This window comes from Microcystis panniformis FACHB-1757, assembly GCF_001264245.1.
GTDB classification, from domain to species: Bacteria; Cyanobacteriota; Cyanobacteriia; order Cyanobacteriales; family Microcystaceae; genus Microcystis; species Microcystis panniformis.
Window position 1 is genome coordinate 2,928,609 of sequence record NZ_CP011339.1, and the last position, 18,469, is coordinate 2,947,077.

17 protein-coding genes, 1 tRNA gene and 1 pseudogene are annotated in these 18,469 nt (G+C 45.5%); 10 read left to right on the forward strand and 9 right to left on the reverse strand.

The features are described 5' to 3' along the window. Positions 1-129 precede the first annotated feature (129 nt). From VL20_RS14110 to VL20_RS28815, 8 genes are all read right to left on the reverse strand, one after another. Entirely contained in the window at positions 130-1,545 is a 1,416-nt protein-coding gene (locus tag VL20_RS14110; protein WP_002753365.1) for a form I ribulose bisphosphate carboxylase large subunit, read from the reverse strand. 551 nt (positions 1,546-2,096) lie between these two features. Continuing rightward, on the reverse strand, positions 2,097-2,759 hold the full coding sequence (locus VL20_RS14115) for a beta-carboxysome scaffolding protein CcmN (protein WP_052276858.1): 663 nt from the start codon (positions 2,757-2,759) through the stop codon (positions 2,097-2,099). Positions 2,760-2,890: 131 nt separating this feature from the next. Beyond that, complete coding sequence (locus VL20_RS14120; protein WP_052276859.1) at positions 2,891-4,849, reverse strand: RuBisCO small subunit-like domain-containing protein; 1,959 nt, start codon at positions 4,847-4,849, stop codon at positions 2,891-2,893. Between the two features lie 70 nt (positions 4,850-4,919). Next, entirely contained in the window at positions 4,920-5,231 is a 312-nt protein-coding gene (locus VL20_RS14125) for a beta-carboxysome shell vertex protein CcmL (protein WP_002734360.1), read from the reverse strand. A 32-nt stretch (positions 5,232-5,263) separates the two neighbouring features. After that, a complete protein-coding gene (locus VL20_RS14130) occupies positions 5,264-5,605 on the reverse strand; it encodes a carbon dioxide-concentrating mechanism protein CcmK (RefSeq protein ID WP_002733426.1) in 342 nt (113 codons plus the stop codon). 64 nt (positions 5,606-5,669) lie between these two features. Then, positions 5,670-5,981, reverse strand: coding sequence for a carbon dioxide-concentrating mechanism protein CcmK (locus VL20_RS14135; protein ID WP_002734613.1), 312 nt, complete (start codon positions 5,979-5,981; stop codon positions 5,670-5,672). 885 nt (positions 5,982-6,866) lie between these two features. Beyond that, the gene (locus VL20_RS14140; RefSeq protein WP_002759324.1) at positions 6,867-7,151 is read right to left on the reverse strand and encodes a Nif11-like leader peptide family natural product precursor; all 285 of its coding nucleotides are present in this window, start codon (positions 7,149-7,151) and stop codon (positions 6,867-6,869) included. An 81-nt stretch (positions 7,152-7,232) separates the two neighbouring features. After that, positions 7,233-7,451, reverse strand: coding sequence for a hypothetical protein (locus VL20_RS28815; RefSeq protein ID WP_284525789.1), 219 nt, complete (start codon positions 7,449-7,451; stop codon positions 7,233-7,235). Between the two features lie 58 nt (positions 7,452-7,509). Here VL20_RS28815 and miaB point away from each other — a divergent pair, with 58 nt between their 5' ends. After that, positions 7,510-8,850, forward strand: a complete 1,341-nt coding sequence (gene miaB / locus VL20_RS14145) for a tRNA (N6-isopentenyl adenosine(37)-C2)-methylthiotransferase MiaB (protein ID WP_052276860.1) — start codon at positions 7,510-7,512, stop codon at positions 8,848-8,850. 64 nt (positions 8,851-8,914) lie between these two features. Further along, on the forward strand, positions 8,915-9,301 hold the full coding sequence (locus tag VL20_RS14150; RefSeq protein ID WP_052276861.1) for a C6orf136 family protein: 387 nt from the start codon (positions 8,915-8,917) through the stop codon (positions 9,299-9,301). A gap of 9 nt (positions 9,302-9,310) precedes the next feature. Here VL20_RS14150 and VL20_RS14155 read toward each other — a convergent pair whose 3' ends face one another. Continuing rightward, complete coding sequence (locus tag VL20_RS14155; protein WP_052276862.1) at positions 9,311-10,723, reverse strand: slr1306 family protein; 1,413 nt, start codon at positions 10,721-10,723, stop codon at positions 9,311-9,313. 177 nt (positions 10,724-10,900) lie between these two features. Here VL20_RS14155 and rpmG point away from each other — a divergent pair, with 177 nt between their 5' ends. The 8 genes and pseudogenes from rpmG to VL20_RS14195 form a co-directional block, all read left to right on the forward strand. Beyond that, on the forward strand, positions 10,901-11,095 hold the full coding sequence (rpmG, locus tag VL20_RS28820) for a 50S ribosomal protein L33 (RefSeq protein WP_002734724.1): 195 nt from the start codon (positions 10,901-10,903) through the stop codon (positions 11,093-11,095). A 40-nt stretch (positions 11,096-11,135) separates the two neighbouring features. Further along, on the forward strand, positions 11,136-11,351 hold the full coding sequence (gene rpsR / locus VL20_RS14165; protein WP_002732313.1) for a 30S ribosomal protein S18: 216 nt from the start codon (positions 11,136-11,138) through the stop codon (positions 11,349-11,351). Between the two features lie 505 nt (positions 11,352-11,856). Next, a complete protein-coding gene (locus VL20_RS14170; RefSeq protein ID WP_052276863.1) occupies positions 11,857-14,085 on the forward strand; it encodes a sensor histidine kinase in 2,229 nt (742 codons plus the stop codon). Positions 14,086-14,161: 76 nt separating this feature from the next. Beyond that, positions 14,162-14,234 (forward strand) — tRNA-Phe (locus tag VL20_RS14175). A gap of 440 nt (positions 14,235-14,674) precedes the next feature. Continuing rightward, positions 14,675-15,418, forward strand: a complete 744-nt coding sequence (locus VL20_RS14180) for a HEAT repeat domain-containing protein (protein ID WP_052276864.1) — start codon at positions 14,675-14,677, stop codon at positions 15,416-15,418. After that, positions 15,402-16,019: a flavin prenyltransferase UbiX gene (locus tag VL20_RS14185; protein ID WP_052276865.1), complete on the forward strand. Its 618-nt coding sequence runs from the start codon at positions 15,402-15,404 to the stop codon at positions 16,017-16,019. Before VL20_RS14180 ends, VL20_RS14185 begins: the two co-directional genes overlap by 17 nt. A 223-nt stretch (positions 16,020-16,242) precedes the next feature. Then, positions 16,243-16,857, forward strand: a complete 615-nt coding sequence (locus tag VL20_RS14190; protein ID WP_052276866.1) for a LapA family protein — start codon at positions 16,243-16,245, stop codon at positions 16,855-16,857. A gap of 499 nt (positions 16,858-17,356) precedes the next feature. Further along, positions 17,357-18,346 (forward strand): annotated as a pseudogene (locus tag VL20_RS14195) (RNA-guided endonuclease InsQ/TnpB family protein); the annotation flags it as partial. Positions 18,347-18,469: the final 123 nt, after the last annotated feature.

Consider the following 18,469-nt stretch of genomic DNA (forward strand, 5'->3'; position numbering starts at 1 on the left):
TTATACAGTTTTCAGTTATTGGCTAGACAGTTATCAGTGTTGAAATTCTAGCGACTGCTTCCCGATTTTGGGCAAGTCCCCGGCATTATTTTGCACCGATAACTGCTAACAACCTTCTGAATGGCTGTATTAGAGGGTATCCATAGCCTCGAACTCGAATTTGATTTCTTTCCAGAGTTCGCAAGCGGCAGCCAGTTCAGGACTCCAACGGCAAGCTTCCCGGATAACGTCGTTACCTTCGCGGGCCAAGGAGCGACCTTCGTTACGAGCTTGGATACAAGCTTCCAGAGCCACACGGTTAGCGGTGGCACCCGGTGCGTTACCCCAGGGGTGGCCGAGGGTTCCACCACCGAACTGTAAGCAGGAATCGTCACCGAAGATTTCCACCAGCGCCGGCATATGCCAAACGTGGATACCACCGGAAGCAACGGGCATTACCCCGGGTAAGGAGGCGTAGTCTTGGGTGAAGAAAATACCACGAGCGCGATCTTCTTCTACATAGTCTTCACGCATCAGGTCAACAAAACCCATCGTGATGCCGCGTTCACCTTCGAGTTTACCGACAACGGTTCCCGAGTGCAGGTGATCACCACCAGAGAGACGTAAGCACTTAGCTAAAACGCGGAAGTGGATACCATGATTTTTCTGACGGTCGATAACCGCGTGCATTGCCCGGTGAATGTGGAGCAGTAACCCTTTGTCGCGGCAGAATTTCGCCAGGGTGGTGTTAGCGGTGAAACCACCAGTGAGGTAGTCGTGCATGATGATGGGGGTTTTGATTTCGGCGGCGAATTCAGCCCGTTGCATCATCTGCTCGCAGGTAGGAGCGGTTACGTTTAAGTAATGTCCTTTAACTTCGTTGGTTTCTGCTTGGGATTTAACGATCGCCTCTTGGACAAAGAGGAAACGATCGCGCCAACGCATGAAGGGTTGAGAGTTAATATTTTCGTCGTCTTTGGTGAAGTCTAAACCACCGCGGAGACATTCGTAAACGGCACGACCGTAGTTTTTAGCGGAAAGGCCGAGTTTGGGTTTGATGGTGCAACCGAGTAAGGGGCGACCGTATTTGTTTAATTTGTCCCGTTCAACGGTGATACCGTGGGGAGGACCTTGGAAGGTTTTGATTAAAGCGACGGGGAAACGGATATCTTCTAAACGGAGACCGCGTAGAGCTTTGAAACCGAAAACGTTACCAACGATCGAGGTGAGGATGTTGGTGACGGAACCTTCTTCAAATAGATCTAAAGGATAGGCAACGAAACAGAAGAACTGGTTATCTTCGTTGGGTACGGGTTCGATATCATAACAACGACCTTTATAGCGATCGAGGTCGGTTAAGTTATCGGTCCAAACGGTGGTCCAGGTACCTGTGGAAGATTCCGCCGCTACTGCCGCACCTGCTTCTTCCGGAGGAACTCCTGGTTGGGGTGTTACCCGGAAGCAAGCTAGTAGATCGGTATCTTTGGGGGTGTAGTCGGGGGTGTAGTAGGTCAGTCGGTAGTCTTTTACGCCGGCCTGGAAACCTTTGGATTTGGCTTGCACCATTGGGATTATTCCTCCATAAACTGCATGATTAGTCGCACCTGTAAAATCTCGCCGTCAACCGACATAGATTTTTCTTAAGCTCCTTTCCCCTGCTGCTAGGAGCGAAGTTAGGGAGCAATTTTCACTAATGTTTTTTTCAACTGATCATCTTAACACGAACTTTATCCTATTCTGATCATTTTTTTTCTCTATCCCTAAAATTTTGATTGTTTTTTTTTCTCGGGGGGATTAGTTTCTTTAATCTGTCGTCATCTAACTTTGACAATCTCTACAAAAACACAAAAAAATCAACAAAAATTTACCTGATTGACACACAGAAACTTCTGCTCATCAGGCTTTGAGCTATTAAAACTACTCCTTAATTGAGGAAGATTATCAATAATTACAACCTCAAAAAATTGTCGGCAATCGCTAAATATTAACAGGATTTCTAAGCAATTATACTCAGTACCTAGAGGACAGTTAGACAGCAGTGAACTCTAGATAAATTAGGTCTAATTACTCAGTAATTATTGTTGAGATTTTTGGCTTGTGAACGATTATTTTCCCCTTCAAGAATTATGGTTATTGTTGCCATTAAAACGATGACGTTCTGGAAATAGCGTGACCAATAACTGATTGATATAGACCTTTCCGACCACCGATGCTTGATTCGGTCGGTTAGTAGTAGATGCTTGTTCTCTGGTTTCCGCGGGACTGGCCTCGGCGACCATTTCCTCGCCATCCCAAGGACTGGCCACGGTTTCGGATATCACTTCCTCCACTGACGGCACTGGGGACACTTGACTGACTACGGGTTGCGGTTCCGGTAAAGGGGGTCTTTCCGGTTCCGATGGGGTCGCTGACACCTCGATGGTAATTTGACGGGAAGTATCTCCGATCAGGGAACCAGACGGCACGATCGACATCGCTGCCACAGAAGCATTAAAAATCGTTGTGGTTGACCCAATACAGGCATTTTCACCGATTTCACCCCGACCGACTATTAGAACACCTGTACCTAAAATTGCCCCTGCACCGATACTAATCACACCCTGATAGGCGGTTAAAATTGTTCCCATACCCAGACAAGCACCCGCACCGATAATTATTTGGCTATTGGGGGCTGCTCGGAGAATCACCCCCGGAGCCACGATCGCACTCTCATCAATGGTTACATCACCATTGACATAGAATTCCGAGCGGCTAATAGGTTGAACGGGGGGTAAGGACATAATTGACAGTTATTCAGTGATCAGTGATCAGTGATCGGGGGTTAGGGGGTAGGGGTTAGAGTTTCGGGTATTTTTCCCAGTCCGCCAACACCTAACACCTATCTCCCTTCACCGATCGCCGAGTCCTGAAATTAAGGGCGTTGAATAATCGATTCGAGAACACGGCGTTTCGCTTGGGAGTCAATCCCGATCAGACGAACGTATTCCCCTTGATGGTCGCGCAGACAGGTTTCTAAAGCGGCCACCACATCGGATTCGCGACTGCTCTCGATCGGGGTGCAGCTTTGCCAAGAACTGGTTTTAAAACGACGTTTATCCGCGTGTTCGGCCCCGATTTTGTGACCTTGGTTCAATAAAGAGCGAATTTGAGTGATCGTTTCTGCGGTTAAGGTACTGGTTAAAGTGGCAGTACCGCCGCCAGAAGAACCAGAAGCATAGCTTTTGAAACTCGGTTCAGCAACGGTGGCGGTTTTACTGCTGCCATTACTACTCACCGAACCATCGGGACGCTGGATCACCGTTTCTAAAACCCGTTTTTTGGCTTTAGCATCGATACCGAGTAAGCGGACGTATTCGCCGCTATGTTCCCGTAAACAATCTTCCAAAGCAGTAATTACATCAGATTCGCGATTGCTTTCGATCGGGGCGCAACTCTGCCAAGAACTGGTTTTAAACCGGCGTTTATCCGCGTGTTCGGTGCCGATTTTGTAGCCTTGGGCGAGCAGGGAACGAATTTGAGCGATCGTTTCCCCACTTAAGCTACCACTGCTGCTATAACTGGCTCCGTTACTAGCGGGGGCGCTGTAGCTGCTGGCTTTGCCGCTGCCGTTACTAGCGGGGGCGCTGCCGGGGCGGTGAATAATCATTTCGACGACGCGTTTTTTCGCTTGCGGGTCGATCCCGATCAGGCGGACGTACTCATCGCTATTTTCAGTCACGATCGCTTCAATATCGCGAATGATGCCCGCTTCGCTCTTGGTTTCGATCGCAGGTCCGGTTAACCAAGAACTGGTTTTAAACCGGCGTTTATCCGCGTGTTCGGTGGCGATTTTCAGCCCTTGGGCCAGCAGGGAACGCACTTGTACCGACAGGTCGGAATGGCCGTTACCGTTGCCATGACCGCCGTGGACGGCGGTGGTGGTGCGGGCCGGTTCTCCCGGGGTGTCTTCGGGGCGTTGGATAATCATTTCCAGTATGCGCCGTTTAGCGGCGGGATCGACTCCGATCAGGCGGACGTATTCGCCTTGCAGGTCTCTCAGGGAGGCTTCTAGGGATTGGGATACCTGTTCTTCGCGGCCGCCGTCGATAAAGCCGGCACTTAACCAAGAACTGGTTTTAAAGCGGCGTTTGTCAGCGTATTCGATGCCGATCTTGTAGCCTTGGGAGAGGAGGGAGCGAACCTGCGCTCGAATGTTTGTATTTAAACTCATAGGTGTCACCGAATTTCTATATAGCGTCTCATTAGCGATGTTTATAGCGGCTGCCGGTGGAGGAGTCGCTGGGCTGTGGGCTTTGACCGGGACGCTGGGGGCGAGGTCGATATCGACAATGTGACGGGTGAAGGCTCGATCGATTTCTGTGACATCGGGTAAGCGGTCGGCCTGTTGTTGGCTGGTGATCACGGAACCGGATGGCACGAATTTCCCGGCGGGGATTTCCACGTCTTGAACGAGGGCGTGCATCATGACGATGCAATCGGCACCAATGCGGGCATTAAAGACGGTGGAGCGAAAACCGATAAAACAGCGATCGCCCACATAGGCAGGCCCGTGAATGAGTGCCATGTGGGTGATACAGCTGCCCCGGCCGATCCACACCGAATATTCTCGGCCGTCATCTCCCACCACACGGCTTTTTTCTAAACCGTGGATGATTGCTCCGTCCTGAATTTTGCTGTCGTCGCCAATGTGAAAGGGGGTTCCTTCATCGGCGCGGATGGAAGTCCCCGGAGCAATCACCACTCGCGCCCCGATCTCGATAGCGCCACTGAGGTTAGAGAAGGTGTGGACTTTGGCACTCTCGTCTATGCGCGTTTCCTCTGGGGATTTGGTCCGCTTTTTCGGACTAGCCGCCGTTGTGCGGACGACCATAGTTAGTCTTCCTCCATACTGAATTTGGCTGGCTGGTTGTTAATTAACTGTGTTTGGGTTCTATCGATGTTTAACCGGATTGACGAAATTCGTCCCTCTTGCTGTAGAGGGTGCGATTTTCTACGGTTATAGTGTCAATAATCCCCACCACCATCGCGTCAAGGGGGCGATTGTTCTGCCCGTCTTCGATCCGAGCCGCTCCTCCCCGGGACACTAGCACCCATTCATTAAGCCCCGCTCCGACAATATCACCCGCTACTTCGTATTTAGGCAAAAGTTGCCCTTGAGCGTCGATGAATTGCAAAAGCAGAAGTTTCACTCCCGTCATACTGCGAGGTTTCAGGGTGCTAACGACGGTTCCGCAAACTTTGGCAATTTGCATGGAATTTGTTTACACTAAAAGTTAGTTGCGCTCTAGATTCGTCTTAAAGGTTGCGGGTTAACACTTTCACGAAACTGTTCCACGGCTTCTGTATAACGAATGGGAAGAACGTATTCGAGGTTTTCGTGGGGACGGGCGATGATGTGGGTCGAGAGGACTTGACCACCTTTAACACGATTAGATGCCGCTTCTGTCCCCGCCGATACGGAGGCCTGTACTTCCGAAACGTCCCCCCGGACGATGACGGTGACGCGACCACTACCAATTTTTTCGTAACCTACTAGGGTTACGCGGGCGGCTTTTACCATGGCATCAGCCGCCTCGACGACGGCTGGGAAACCCAAGGTTTCCACCATGCCCACTGCAATTGACATAATATTTTTGTCTCCTAATGGTTGGCTTTCTTCGACTCTATAGATGCTGACCCCGAAACGGTGTTTAATAGCTGCGGAATTGCTCTACTTCTTCGGTGTAGCGAATGGGCAGCACGTATTCGAGGTTTTCGTGGGGACGGGCGATGATATGGGTAGATAGCACTTGTCCTCCGTTAACCCGGTTGGCGTTTTCCACTCCGGCAGCCACAGAAGCTTGCACTTCTGAAACGTCTCCCCGGACAATGACAGTGACGCGACCACTACCGATCTTTTCGTAACCCACTAGAGTCACCCTGGCGGCTTTGACCATGGCATCTGCCGCTTCCACAACGGCGGGAAATCCTAGGGTTTCAATCATTCCTACTGCAATTGGCATTTTTTTGTTCCTCGCTTGTCAAGCCAAACTAAACTATTAATCTCGTTAGCGTTATCAACTTTGTTTCAGTCAAATTCTTTCCTTGTTACTTTTCCTGCTCTAGCTTTGGTGGCAGTCGGGATCGTGGCAAGGTGGGGGTAAGACCATCCTAGATTTTATCTCGATCGTGACCGTTTTCATCCACTAATTTTATTTTCTAGGGCTGGTTGGTAAAAATTTGACGAGTCAGGCAAAATTATCAACCTAAAAAAAGCATAGGAAACTATGACACCTTTGACAATATAAAACATTATGATTATTTCTCATCTTCACGTTAACGAAAGTTAATCATTCCTTCCCTTCGTCCATCAGCCTCAGCAATTCTCAGGACATTTACGGCCAAAACCTTTGCTATGACTGCATTTGCGCTTTCACTTTTCTTTTGGCAGCTTGATTGTCGCTGCCAGATTTACTGGCAGATAAAAGCCTATTTTTCGCTGATTTCGGCTTTTTTATAATTTTTTTATACTATATACGGCTGGGGTTGGGGAGTGGGGGAGCCTTTGTCAGTGTTGCCAAAGGCACGGCGTAGCCGTCCAGTAAACAGTGATCAGTAAACAGTGAACAGTAATCAGTCAGGGTGAGAGCATCTCAACCGCTATTGACAATTAAATTTTGTGAGCCGTTTGCTGTATAGTTACGAAATCGACCAAATGGGTCGATTTTTGCTTAACAATTGAGATGGCCAATTCTCCTCAAATATGGCTGAATCGCTCTCAGGGTAAGCAACTCACATAAAGTTCATTTTGTCAAGGATTGTTAAGATGCGCTTACCCTGAGTAATCAGTGAACTGAAAACTCACATCTGATCACTGGTCACTGGTAACTGATCACTGATCACTGATTCTAGCGATCGATCTCACCTTCGTAGGGTTGGACACCGATCGAGGGATAATTATCGTGGTTAGGACTGAAAACTTCTAACACTGCATGAGCTAACTTTTGGAAAAAGTCGGGACTCTCGTGCAAGGATTTGAGTGCCGCTTCTAATTCAGGAAGGGAGAAATCGAAGCCTTGGGAGCGAGCTATCTCTAGTAATTGCTGAGGATCTTGGGTTGAACGCATTTTTTGACCCAATTCTTCGTTTTTAGCGGCTAAGGCGAAAAAGTCGAACACTTGATTTTTAGACATATAAATACTTTTCCTTTGATGATTAAAGGTGTGGCCTCGGCGGCGTGGAGGTTAAACTGCCTAGTATGGTTCATTTTTATCCTACCAGTCAGGAGATATCCTCAAAGCAAAAGTTTCGTTTTTATTTGCTTGTATGGCTGAGTATGCTTTTTCTGGGGTGTGGGGTGTGGGGTGTGGGGAAGTGGGGTGTGGGGTGTGGGGAAGTGGGGTGTGGGGTGTTTTCTCAGTGAACTGATAACTAATAACTGATAACTGATAACTGATAACTGATAACTGAATCCTGCCTTCTGCCTCTTTCAAGTCAGAGGATAAATAGCCTAAAATAGAAAGCTACACTCTTGTTTCTGTGACCAGCATCATGAATAAATCCCCACGTCGTTACCATATCACCACCTTTGGTTGTCAGATGAATAAAGCTGACTCCGAACGCATGGCGGGTATTTTAGAAGATTTGGGGTTTCAATGGTCTGAGGATGCCAACGAAGCCGATTTAATCCTCTACAATACCTGTACAATTCGCGATAATGCCGAACAGAAGGTGTATTCCTATCTCGGTAGACAGGCTAAACGCAAACAAACTCAACCCGACCTTACTTTAATTGTCGCTGGCTGCGTGGCTCAACAGGAAGGGGAACAATTATTAAGACGAGTTCCCGAAGTGGATTTAATTATCGGTCCCCAACACGCAAACCGCTTGGGAGACTTATTACAACAAGTTTTTGACGGTTCCCAGGTGGTGGCCACCGAACCCATCCACATCATGGAAGACATCACCAAACCGCGCCGGGATAGTAATATTACCGCTTGGGTGAACGTCATCTATGGTTGCAATGAACGCTGTACCTATTGTGTGGTTCCGGGGGTGCGCGGGGTGGAACAATCTCGCACTCCTGCGGCAATTCGAGCAGAAATGGCACAATTAGGACAACAGGGTTATCAAGAAATCACCCTTTTAGGTCAAAATATCGATGCCTACGGACGGGATTTACCCGGAGTGACGGCAAGCGGCCGACATCTGCACAATTTCACCGATTTACTCTACTACGTTCACGATGTGGCCGGCATTGAACGTCTCCGTTTTGCCACCAGTCACCCCCGCTATTTTACCGAACGTTTGATTAAAGCTTGTCAGGAATTACCTAAAGTTTGTGAACATTTTCATATCCCTTTTCAATCAGGGGATAATGATATCCTCAAGGCTATGAAACGGGGCTATACTCAGGAAAAATACCGACAAATTATTGCTAATATTCGCAATTTAATGCCGGACGCTGCCATTAGTGCCGATGCGATTGTCGGATTCCCCGGAGAAACAGAGGCACAGTTCGAGAATACTTTAAAATTAGTCGATGAGATTGGTTTTGATCAATTAAATACGGCGGCCTATTCTCCCCGTCCCGGTACTCCGGCCGCTATTTGGGATAATCAATTAAGTGAGCAGGTAAAAAGCGATCGCTTACAAAGATTAAATCATTTAGTGGCCACAAAAGCTGCTGAACGTTCCCAAAGATATTTAGGCAGAATTGAGGAAATTTTAGTGGAAGACGTTAATCCTAAAGATGCTAGTCAAGTTATGGGAAGAACTAGAGGCAATCGCTTAACTTTCTTTACGGGAGATATTGAGGAATTGCGAGGCAAATTTGTTAAGGTTAAAATTACCGAAGTCCGTCCCTTTAGTTTGACGGGAGTGATCTTTTAATAGTTCACAGTGACCCCTCAGCAGTGAAAAAAGGCAATAGCTATCGGGAATAATTTGGTACTTTATGGATATTATCGCTATTTTGCAGCAAGATTATCAGAGATTTCCTATTGATCAAACCTATGACATTTATGCTGATAACGTTTATTTTCAAGACCCTCTCAATCAATTTCGGGGGATTAAACGCTATCGGGAAATGATTGGTTTTATGAGTCAATGGTTCCAAGCTATCAAGATGGATATCCACGCAATTGAACAGCAGGAAAATATTATTAATACCCGTTGGACATTGCACTGGACAACCCCTTTACCTTGGCGGCCTCGCATCGCTATTTCTGGACGCAGCCAATTAACTCTCGATGACAATAATCTGATTATTTCTCATATCGATTATTGGGATTGTTCGCGCTGGGATGTGCTGCGTCAGCATTTACCTTTCCGCACTTCTTAACCATATTTTTTAACCAGAAAATGCCGACCAACGAGCGCTCGTTTGCTTGACAAGATCCTGTAAAAATGCTAGGCGCTGATTTTGTTCCCAAACCTGTTTAACTTTATTCTGCAAACTCGTCCAATTCCAATCATTATTCAGTTGCTCGTTAATTTCCTGTTCTTGGAAATATTCAACTAAACTTAAACCAGCTAAACGAGTTAAATAGGCTGCTCCAATTCCCTGCACTGTACCACCAGCAATATAAGTAATCGCATTTCCCTTGAGAATCGTTCCCAATGCCTGAGTTGTCACCTCTACCATGCCCAATTGTACCATCATTTTCCCCAGGGTAGTCATGGCTGTTTTTGCTTGTTCAAGGGACATTTTTTGTTGATAAATTGCCCCTAAATCCACTAACATTTGAGCGTTAGTGGCCGCCGCTAAAACTAAATCTAGGGCCGCGAGAGGATTAGCAAAAGTGGCAGTAGCGGCTATCCATTGGTATTGTTCGATAACAGGTAAAGCCTTTTTGCGTCGGGATTGATTAAGTAATTGTTTGGTTTCCTTGGCTAATTCGAGCGCTTGTCTCCAGATAGTTCCCAGAACTAATTCGGACTTTTCTTGTTCGATAATTTGTCGGAGATGATTATCTAGATTATCAATAACAATAGCTTGGGGTTCCGTCCATTCCTTGATTTCTCCATTGCTTTGATGTTGACGAACTTTTAGGGGTTTGGGGGCAGCGGCTATGGCTAAAATATTATGAGCAGGAATAGTTTCTTTCAGTCTTTGTTTCAGGGAAAGGAGTATTTCTTCTCTGGTTTCGGCGGGTAAACGATCCTGTTTATTCAGTAACAGGATAACACGCTGGTGCATTCGATCGAATTGCTGGAGAATTTGCCATTCGGAATCGCTCAAATCCCCATTGATGAGATACAAAACTAAGTCGGCTGCCAGAGCTTTTTTCTGGTTAGCGGTGGAGTCGAGAGTTAGAAGCGGTTCCGTTTCCATAAAAGCGACAGATTCCCCAAAGTTGCCGCTTTCTAGTAGTTTTTTTAAGGCAGTTTTACCAGTTTTTCTCGCACCAGTAATGGCAATTTTCAGGTCTTGGCGACTAAATTCTTGATTTAATTGGGTTAAACTGGTTTTGAGTGGGGTTAAGTCTTGATTAGGGTCTTCTTTGTCCAGATAATTAATTATCTGCTCAGCCTTGCTAATCGCTTGTTTAACCTTTTCTAGACTCAGGGGAGTGGGAAGGGAAAAATCGATTTTCGAGTTGGGTTTTTGCCAAAACCAGATACCGGCACCAAGAGCAATCGCACCGAAAATACCCCATGAACCGATTTCGCTCAGTCTGCTATTGAGAGTTTCCCCCAGGGTGAAAGCGATGGTAATGCCTATCCCCGTCACTAAAATCGGTTTACCCAATCTTACCGTCATTTTTCCTCATCCTCGCCAACTGCTATGATTATTCTAGCTTTTTTGTGCTGGATTTCATCCCAAAATCAACTTTTCAGCCGACAATTCCTCGCCGGTGTCCCGGCCGCTCTTGCCTAAAAAGCCCTAGATATGTCATAATGATCGATTGCGTGTAAATTTACCCGATCCCCTGTTGTTATGGCTAGTAAAAAAGGCGTTCGCCTAATCATCACTGTAGAATGCACGGAATGCCGCAGTAATCCCGATAAGCGTACCCCCGGCGTTTCTCGCTACACCACCAGCAAAAACCGTCGCAATACCACCGGCAGACTGGAAATCAAGAAATACTGTCCCCACTGCAATAAGCACACCGTCCACAAGGAAATTAAGTAAGCACACTTTAGTTAAAAAGTCAAGCAATCTTTACAAATCTATGAGCTACTATCGTAAACGTCTCTCCCCCATCTCCCCCAGTCAACCGATTGACTACAAAGACACCGAACTCCTCCGCAAATTCATCACCGAACGCGGCAAACTCCTACCTAGACGCATCACCGGTTTAACTTCTAAACAACAGCGAGATTTAACGGAAGCGGTAAAACGGGCCCGTTTAATGGCTTTATTGCCTTTTGTCAACCAAGAAGCCTAAATTCAGTGATCAGTAATCAGTAATCAGTGAACAGTGATCACTGAAAATAATTGGCTAATTAAAGCAGTTATCCTAATGGTGGGGTAGGAAGTTCTCCTTTTGGAGAGCCGGTCGTCGATACCAAATTAGGTTATGCTTCCTCTTGATAAGAAACGCTGTAATTGAACTCCGATAAGTAATAGGACAAAATTAACTTCTTGGTGAGGATAGGCACTCATGCACTCATGGAAGAAGTAGTTAGATATGTGTAATTAATTGTATCTAGCTACTTAACTTAAAACTTAAACCTGATCACTGATAACTGATAACTGATAACTGATAACTGATAAGCGATCTCAGTATATTGGGGTTGCTTTCTCGTTTTTGCAAAGAAATATATCGAAATCGGCAGCGGATGGGAAAATTCGTGCGAGAATCTAAAGAAATTGTTAAATCGCCCCAGGAGTAGCCAACGATTTTGTGATTATCGATCCAAATCCACCAATTAGCACAATGGGAGGCTCTTATGGAAAAGCAGCCATCAGAAATCGAGATCGAGCTAGATACACAGCTAAAAGAGGAGGATTCCGAACAGTTTCTGCGTAGTATATTTAATTCCGTGCAAGCGTCGATTTTTGTAGTGGACGTGCTGGAAAATAGAGATTTTCGCTATGTGGGAGCAAACCCCGTTCATGAACGCTGGACAGGATTGCGCTCATCAGATATTAAAGGCAAAACTCCCGAACAAATCCTTCCCCCCGATGATGCGCGCAGTGTGCGGCAACACTATAGTGATTGTGTGCGTTACGGAACGACTATTTCCTACGAACAGTATTTACCTTTTCAAAATATACCCTACTGGTGGCTGACAACTTTAACACCCCTACGGGATAACAATGCGCGTATCTATCGTTTGGTGGGAACCAGTACCAATATCACCGAACGCAAACAGGCCGAAGAAGCTTTAAGATTACAAGCAGAACGGGAACAACTACTGGGGGTAATGCAGGAAAGAATCCGGCAATCGTTGGATCTCGATCGCATTTTGCAAAGAACTGTTAAAGAGGTGCGACAATTCCTCAACTGCGATCGAGTGTTAATTTATCGTTTATTCCCCGATCATAGTGGCATGATTGTGGTGGAATCCCATACTGCGAGGATTAATTCCGTCTTAGGAAACAGCATCGAGGATCCCTGTTTTAATTTATCCCCAGAACGTCTGGAAAATTATCGTCGCGGGAGAATTCAAGTTATTGAAAATGTCCATAATTCGGGACTTGATCCCTGTTATCGCAGCCTACTCACCTCTTTGCAAGTACAGGCTAACTTGGTGGTGCCAATTATCTGCGATAACCAACTCTGGGGGTTACTAATTGCCCAAAATTGCCAAAAAACTCGCTCTTGGCAATCCCAAGAAATCGATCTGCTTAAACAATTAGCCATTCAAGTGGGAATTGCCATTCAACAAGCGGAACTGCACCAACGGGTAAAATGCTTGAATACTGCCTTGGAATCGGAGGTTCAGCAAAGAACTGCCGAATTGCAGATGAGTTTGAAGTATGAAGCATTAATCGGACGGATTACCGAAAAAATTCGCGATAGTCTCGATGAAAATCATATTCTGCAAACCACCACTAGGGAATTAGTCCAGGTTTTACCCGTAGAACGGGCCCAAATTGAGCTTTACAATCCCAGTCGCAGCCAAGCCACTATTGTCCACGAATATACCACTCAAGAGCTTATCTGTCAGGGAATTAGCTGTCAAATTAGCGATTTTCCTGAAATCTATCAACCGCTGCTGCACAAACAAATTTTACAATTTGTTGATCGTCTTCCCCTTGGCAATCCCCAAATCTGTCGTGTTAACCGTTGCGCTTGTCCTATCTTTGACGATCAGGGTTTTTTGGGCAATATTTGGCTAATTAGACCAGCTAATCAAATTTTTAACTCCTTAGAAACTAATTTGATCCAACATATTGCCACCGAATGTGCGATCGCCATTCGCCAGGCACGACTGTACGAATCTTCCCAAGCACAAGTGAGGGAATTAGAAAAACTGGAAAGATTAAAAAGCGAATTCCTGAAAACCCTTTCCCATGAACTGCGAACCCCGATTACCAGCATTCGTCTAGCGGTGGAAACCTTAGAAAGTCTCCTGGAATATCAAGGGATCGAGATCGATCCAGAGGATTCGATCGGTCAACTGTTGCAAATTCTTAACATTGAATCTCAGCGTCAGAGTAAGTTAGTTAATGATCTGTTGACTTTAACCTATCTGGATGCGGAAACCGAACCCCCGGCGATCGAAACAATCGACTTACTTTCTTGGCTACCCTTATTAGTGGAACCTTTTCGCACTCTCACCCGCGAGCGACAACAGCAGTTAATTTTAGATATAGATGGGGATATACCGGAGATTAACAGCAATCTTTGTGATATCGAACGCATCATAGCGGAATTACTGACCAATGCTTCTAAATATACCCCAGAACAAGGGATAATTAGGGTAAATGTCTGGCGTGCAGACGAGCAAATATTAATTAGTGTGAGCAATTCAGGAGTAGAAATCCCTCCAGAGGAATTATCAAGAATATTTGCTCCTTTTTATCGCATTCCTCACCACGATCCCTGGCGCTACAGTGGCACCGGTTTAGGTTTAGCTTTAGTCCACAAACTGATTAAACCCCTGAATGCCACCATCGATGTCACCAGTGCCAATGCTGTCACCACTTTTACCCTCACCTTGCCAATCTAGTCAAGCAGAAAACTTTTTGGAAAAAAACCTTGCAATTATTTCGAGGGCGTGCTATATTGATAAAGGACTGAAAAAAGCCGAGATAGCTCAGTTGGTAGAGCAGAGGACTGAAAATCCTCGTGTCCGCGGTTCAAATCCGCGTCTTGGCATCGAAAAAACACGAAAGTCTGCCCTGTATTTACTTTCTATTCTGCTAGGTTTTGTAAATGCAGCTGACTGTCTTAGGTTTGGTGGGTAAAATGTATTCTAAGATACAGTCTTGCGGGCGAACGACTGGAACGAACCACTCCAGACACAAAGGACACAAAGATTGATCGCCACTATATCAGTTAAACTTATCACACAAAGAATAAGAGAGCCTGCAGCCTTTCTCGTCAAGATGAAGTGTAACCTAATTTGGTAAGCTAAAAGCTTTGATGTACTTAGTTTCTGACCTTGTTTTTAGGTGGGAGAATTGCCAGATTCTTTCTTTTGCCTGTTGCCTGTTGCCTCTTGCCTATCTTCACTAGGAAATTAATTTTGCACGACTACTTACTTTTTGATTTTGGGCTTGACGTGAGCGGTCACGGATTAAGATAATCTAACAAGTATGTACGACAATGAAATCCTAGACTCTAGCAATTCCTTAAATAATCCTCTCGATGCGAGCGATCCGGATCAAGCAGCGGAAATCCCTCCCGATCCCGAGGAAATGCTCTTATTGCTTACTTCTGCTGATGTGAGCGAGAGGATGATCGCGGCCCGCGCCTTTTGTGAATTGCGGGACGAAAGAGCGATCGCCCCGTTACTGGAGATGTTAAACGATGTCTGTCCCCTGGTGCGTGTTAGTGTCGCCTACGCTTTGGGCCGAAATCCCAGTCTTAGCTCTGTGGCTCCCTTAATCGATTTACTGGCCAGGGATTGGAATGGTTACGTCAGAAAAGGGGTAGTTTGGGCCCTAGGTAACTGTGGCGATCGCAGAGCGATCAATCCTTTGGTTCATGCTCTCAAAACTGATATTTCGGCCGTGCGATTATGGGCAGCCAGTAGTTTGGCCCAGATTGCCAAGGTCAATTATGAAGATATCATCACCGTGTTGCCGCCTTTAATTGAAGGATTGCGCCGAGATTTAATCGCAGCGGTGCGGAGTAATTGCGCTTGGTCGATCGGTCAATTATGCCGAGAATTGCCCTTAAATGTGATTTATGCCACGGCGATCGATGCTTTGATCGAGGCCTTGGTGGAAGATGAGGATTTAGGTGTCAAGGAAGATGCTAGGGGTGCTTTATTAAAAGTGGGCGACCCGAGAGGATTACAATTGATCGAGGAATTAGAGCTTGAAGGAATTATCTAAACCGCTAATTTTGGGCGTTACGGGGGCATCAGGACTGATTTATGCTGTCCGTACTCTCAAATATCTACTTTTAGCCGACTACACGATCGATCTAGTGGCCTCCAGATCAGCTTACACTGTCTGGCAAGCGGAAGATAATATTCGGATGCCGCCAGAACCGGAGCTGCAAGAACAATTTTGGCGCAGTCAATGCGGGGTGATGGAAGGGGGAAAACTACGCTGTCATCGTTGGGGTGATGTGGGGGCAACGATCGCCAGTGGTTCCTATCGCACCCTTGGTATGATAATTATTCCCTGTAGCATGAGTACAGTGGCCAAATTAGCGGGGGGATTAAGTTCCGATTTGCTAGAAAGAGCGGCCGATGTGCAGATTAAGGAGGGCAGAAAATTGGTTTTAGTGCCGCGAGAAACCCCTTTTAGTTTAATTCATCTGCGTAATTTAACCACTTTGGCCGAGGCGGGCGTTAGAATTGTGCCAGCAATACCGGCATGGTATCACCATCCCCAATCGATCGAGGATTTGGTCGATTTTGTCATCGCTCGTACTCTCGATCAGTTAGATATCGATTGTATGACAATTAATCGCTGGCAAGGACATTGACAGTTATCAGTTATCAGTTATCAGTTATCAGTGGGTAAGTTATCAGTTATCCGTTATCAGTTATCAGTGGGTAAGTTATCAGTTATCAGATGTAAGTTTTAAGTTTTAAGTTAATTAGTTAGTTATCTTTATCTTTATACCTGTTTACTGTTTACTGATCACTGTTTACTGATCACTGTTTACTGATCACTGTTTACTGATCACTGAGTCAAGGGAGGTAAAAATGGGCTGGATTATGGTCTTATTTGCGATCGCTGTAGGCGGATTACTGATCTGGCAGAATCTGGGGGTGATCACTTTGGTCTTTTTTGGCGGTATTATGACGGTAAAACTGCCCCTAGCGGTCTGGGTGTTACTTTTCACCCTAGCGGGAATTATCAGTGGTTTAACCCTGCAATTTCTCTATAGTTTTGGTCGTCCTTTGGCCGCCCCAAAAGCTTCCCCTCGTATAGCGAATAATCCTACAGTCCCACCCCCGTCTTCCCGACCCACCTATATTCAGGATTCTGCTGCTTCTGCACCGGGTAACGATTGGGAAAGAGATAGCGGTGATGATTGGAATTTTGATGCACCCCCCGAAAAACCGACTACCATTCAGGATCGGGAAGAATTCCCGCCTAGGGTTGCTGATGGGAAAAAAGCGAATTTTGTCAAGCCTCCAGAGGACAGTTCTCAAACTGGCTCAGTTTATTCCTATAGTTACCGCACAGCCAAACAGACTCGCGGGGAAAAAGCCGATCAAGTTTACGATGTCAATTATCGGATTATTACGCCCCCTGCTCAGGATGAAAACCAAGAGCGGGAGGTAAACAAAGGGGATGAGGAAGATTGGATATAAACTTTGACAGAGTAGAGGTTTCTACCTGAATCCCTCAGAGAAGATAGACTGTTCTGGCCTTGCCTCCTGTCTTACCGAAAACTTGGGTTTAAGGTTCCCCGCCATGCCCGCGTAGCAGAGGGCGGCTTTTAGGTGATGGGTTGTCAGTTTAATATTTAATGTGTTAAAATAAGTTTATTCTTAAAATTTTAGAGTAAATGTTTGTCCTAGAGTTTAAAGTTGAGGCTAAATTAAAACAGTATCAGGCTATAGACGATGCTATCCGCACCGCTCAATTCATCCGTAATAAATGCTTAAAGTATTGGATGGACAACAAAGGTGTAAATGGGAGCATCTCACTTACGCGATGAGTAATTATACTTAGCCTAAAAGCCACTCTTAATCGTGTCTTGGAACGAAATAGAGGCTTTTAAAGACCGCGTACATGGAGAATTAAAACAAGAATTACCCTCGAAAAGCCTATTTTTCTACTAAGTATTTATGCTCATTGCAAAGGTGAGATGCTCCCGGTGTAAATAAGTATGATCTATCAGCTTATTGTCGAGTTTTGTCCCATGACTTTAAATTTGCTAGTCAATTAAATTCTCAAGAAAGGCAAGCATCGGCTGAAAGGGCATGGTCTTCTATTTCCCGTTTCTTTGACAACTGTAAGCAGAAGGTAATCGGAAAGAAAGGCTATCCTCAGTTTAAAAAGTTTTCCCGCTCGGTTGAATACAAAACAACAGGATGGAAGCTAATTAATCCTAAAACTATTCACTTTAGCGACCAAAAGGGGATTGGAACACTTAAACTAAAAGGTACTTGGGATTTAGGATACTTTCAGCAGTCTGACATTAAACGAGTTAGGCTTATTAAATGCGCTGACGGCTATTATTGTCAATTTGTTCTTTCTTGTGAAGTAAAAGAGGATGTTAAACCATCAGGTAAGTGTATCGGACTAGATGTGGGATTAGCTTCTTTTTATACTGATCATGAGGGTAACAAGGTTGACAATCCTCAATTCTTGAGAAAGTCTGAGAAACGATTAAAACGACTTCAAAGACGATTATCTAAAAAGAAAAAGGGAAGTAAAAATCGTCAAAAAGCTAGACAAAGATTGGCTAAGGCTCATCTTAAAATAAGTAGGCAACGTAAAGACTTTGCTGTGAAGTTAGCAAGGTGCGTAGTTCGCTTCTTAGATGTGATAGCCGACGAGGATTTAAGAATTAAGAACTTAGTCAAGAATCATTGTTTAGCTAAATCGATAAATGATGCGGTCTGGTATCAGTTTCGAGAATGGCAGGAGTATTTTGGGGTTAAATTCGGCAAGATAACAATTGCTGTCACGCCGAACTATACAAGCCAAAACTGTTCACACTGTGGTAAAACTGTCAAAAAATCTTTATCGACTAGAACCCATAAATGCAAGTGTGGATGTATTTTAGATCGAGATGAAAACGCCGCTATCAAGTGCGATTCGTTCAGTCGAAACCTAGAAATAGGGGGATGACTGGCCTCTGTTGAGTAACCCTAACTGGGTTGAGTACGCACTTTAATCCTCAGCAGATGACAACTTCATAACCTTGTAAGTGAGGGCTAGTATCCTGGCTCTTCTGGTTTTCGTGTGTTAATT

Bases quoted from the DNA above. Each gene is read 5' to 3' on its own strand.
- VL20_RS14125 (WP_002734360.1), bottom strand. From the start codon at position 5,231: ATGCAAATTGCCAAAGTTTGCGGAACCGTCGTTAGCACCCTGAAACCT.
- VL20_RS14130 (WP_002733426.1), bottom strand. From the start codon at position 5,605: ATGTCAATTGCAGTGGGCATGGTGGAAACCTTGGGTTTCCCAGCCGTC.
- VL20_RS14150 (WP_052276861.1), top strand. From the start codon at position 8,915: ATGGATATTATCGCTATTTTGCAGCAAGATTATCAGAGATTTCCTATT.
- VL20_RS14180 (WP_052276864.1), top strand. From the start codon at position 14,675: ATGTACGACAATGAAATCCTAGACTCTAGCAATTCCTTAAATAATCCT.
- rpsR (WP_002732313.1), top strand. From the start codon at position 11,136: ATGAGCTACTATCGTAAACGTCTCTCCCCCATCTCCCCCAGTCAACCG.
- VL20_RS14120 (WP_052276859.1), bottom strand. From the start codon at position 4,849: ATGGTCGTCCGCACAACGGCGGCTAGTCCGAAAAAGCGGACCAAATCC.
- VL20_RS14190 (WP_052276866.1), top strand. From the start codon at position 16,243: ATGGGCTGGATTATGGTCTTATTTGCGATCGCTGTAGGCGGATTACTG.
- VL20_RS14110 (WP_002753365.1), bottom strand. From the start codon at position 1,545: ATGGTGCAAGCCAAATCCAAAGGTTTCCAGGCCGGCGTAAAAGACTAC.
- miaB (WP_052276860.1), top strand. From the start codon at position 7,510: ATGAATAAATCCCCACGTCGTTACCATATCACCACCTTTGGTTGTCAG.
- VL20_RS14135 (WP_002734613.1), bottom strand. From the start codon at position 5,981: ATGCCAATTGCAGTAGGAATGATTGAAACCCTAGGATTTCCCGCCGTT.
- VL20_RS14155 (WP_052276862.1), bottom strand. From the start codon at position 10,723: ATGACGGTAAGATTGGGTAAACCGATTTTAGTGACGGGGATAGGCATT.
- VL20_RS14115 (WP_052276858.1), bottom strand. From the start codon at position 2,759: ATGTCCTTACCCCCCGTTCAACCTATTAGCCGCTCGGAATTCTATGTC.
- rpmG (WP_002734724.1), top strand. From the start codon at position 10,901: ATGGCTAGTAAAAAAGGCGTTCGCCTAATCATCACTGTAGAATGCACG.
- VL20_RS14170 (WP_052276863.1), top strand. From the start codon at position 11,857: ATGGAAAAGCAGCCATCAGAAATCGAGATCGAGCTAGATACACAGCTA.
- VL20_RS14140 (WP_002759324.1), bottom strand. From the start codon at position 7,151: ATGTCTAAAAATCAAGTGTTCGACTTTTTCGCCTTAGCCGCTAAAAAC.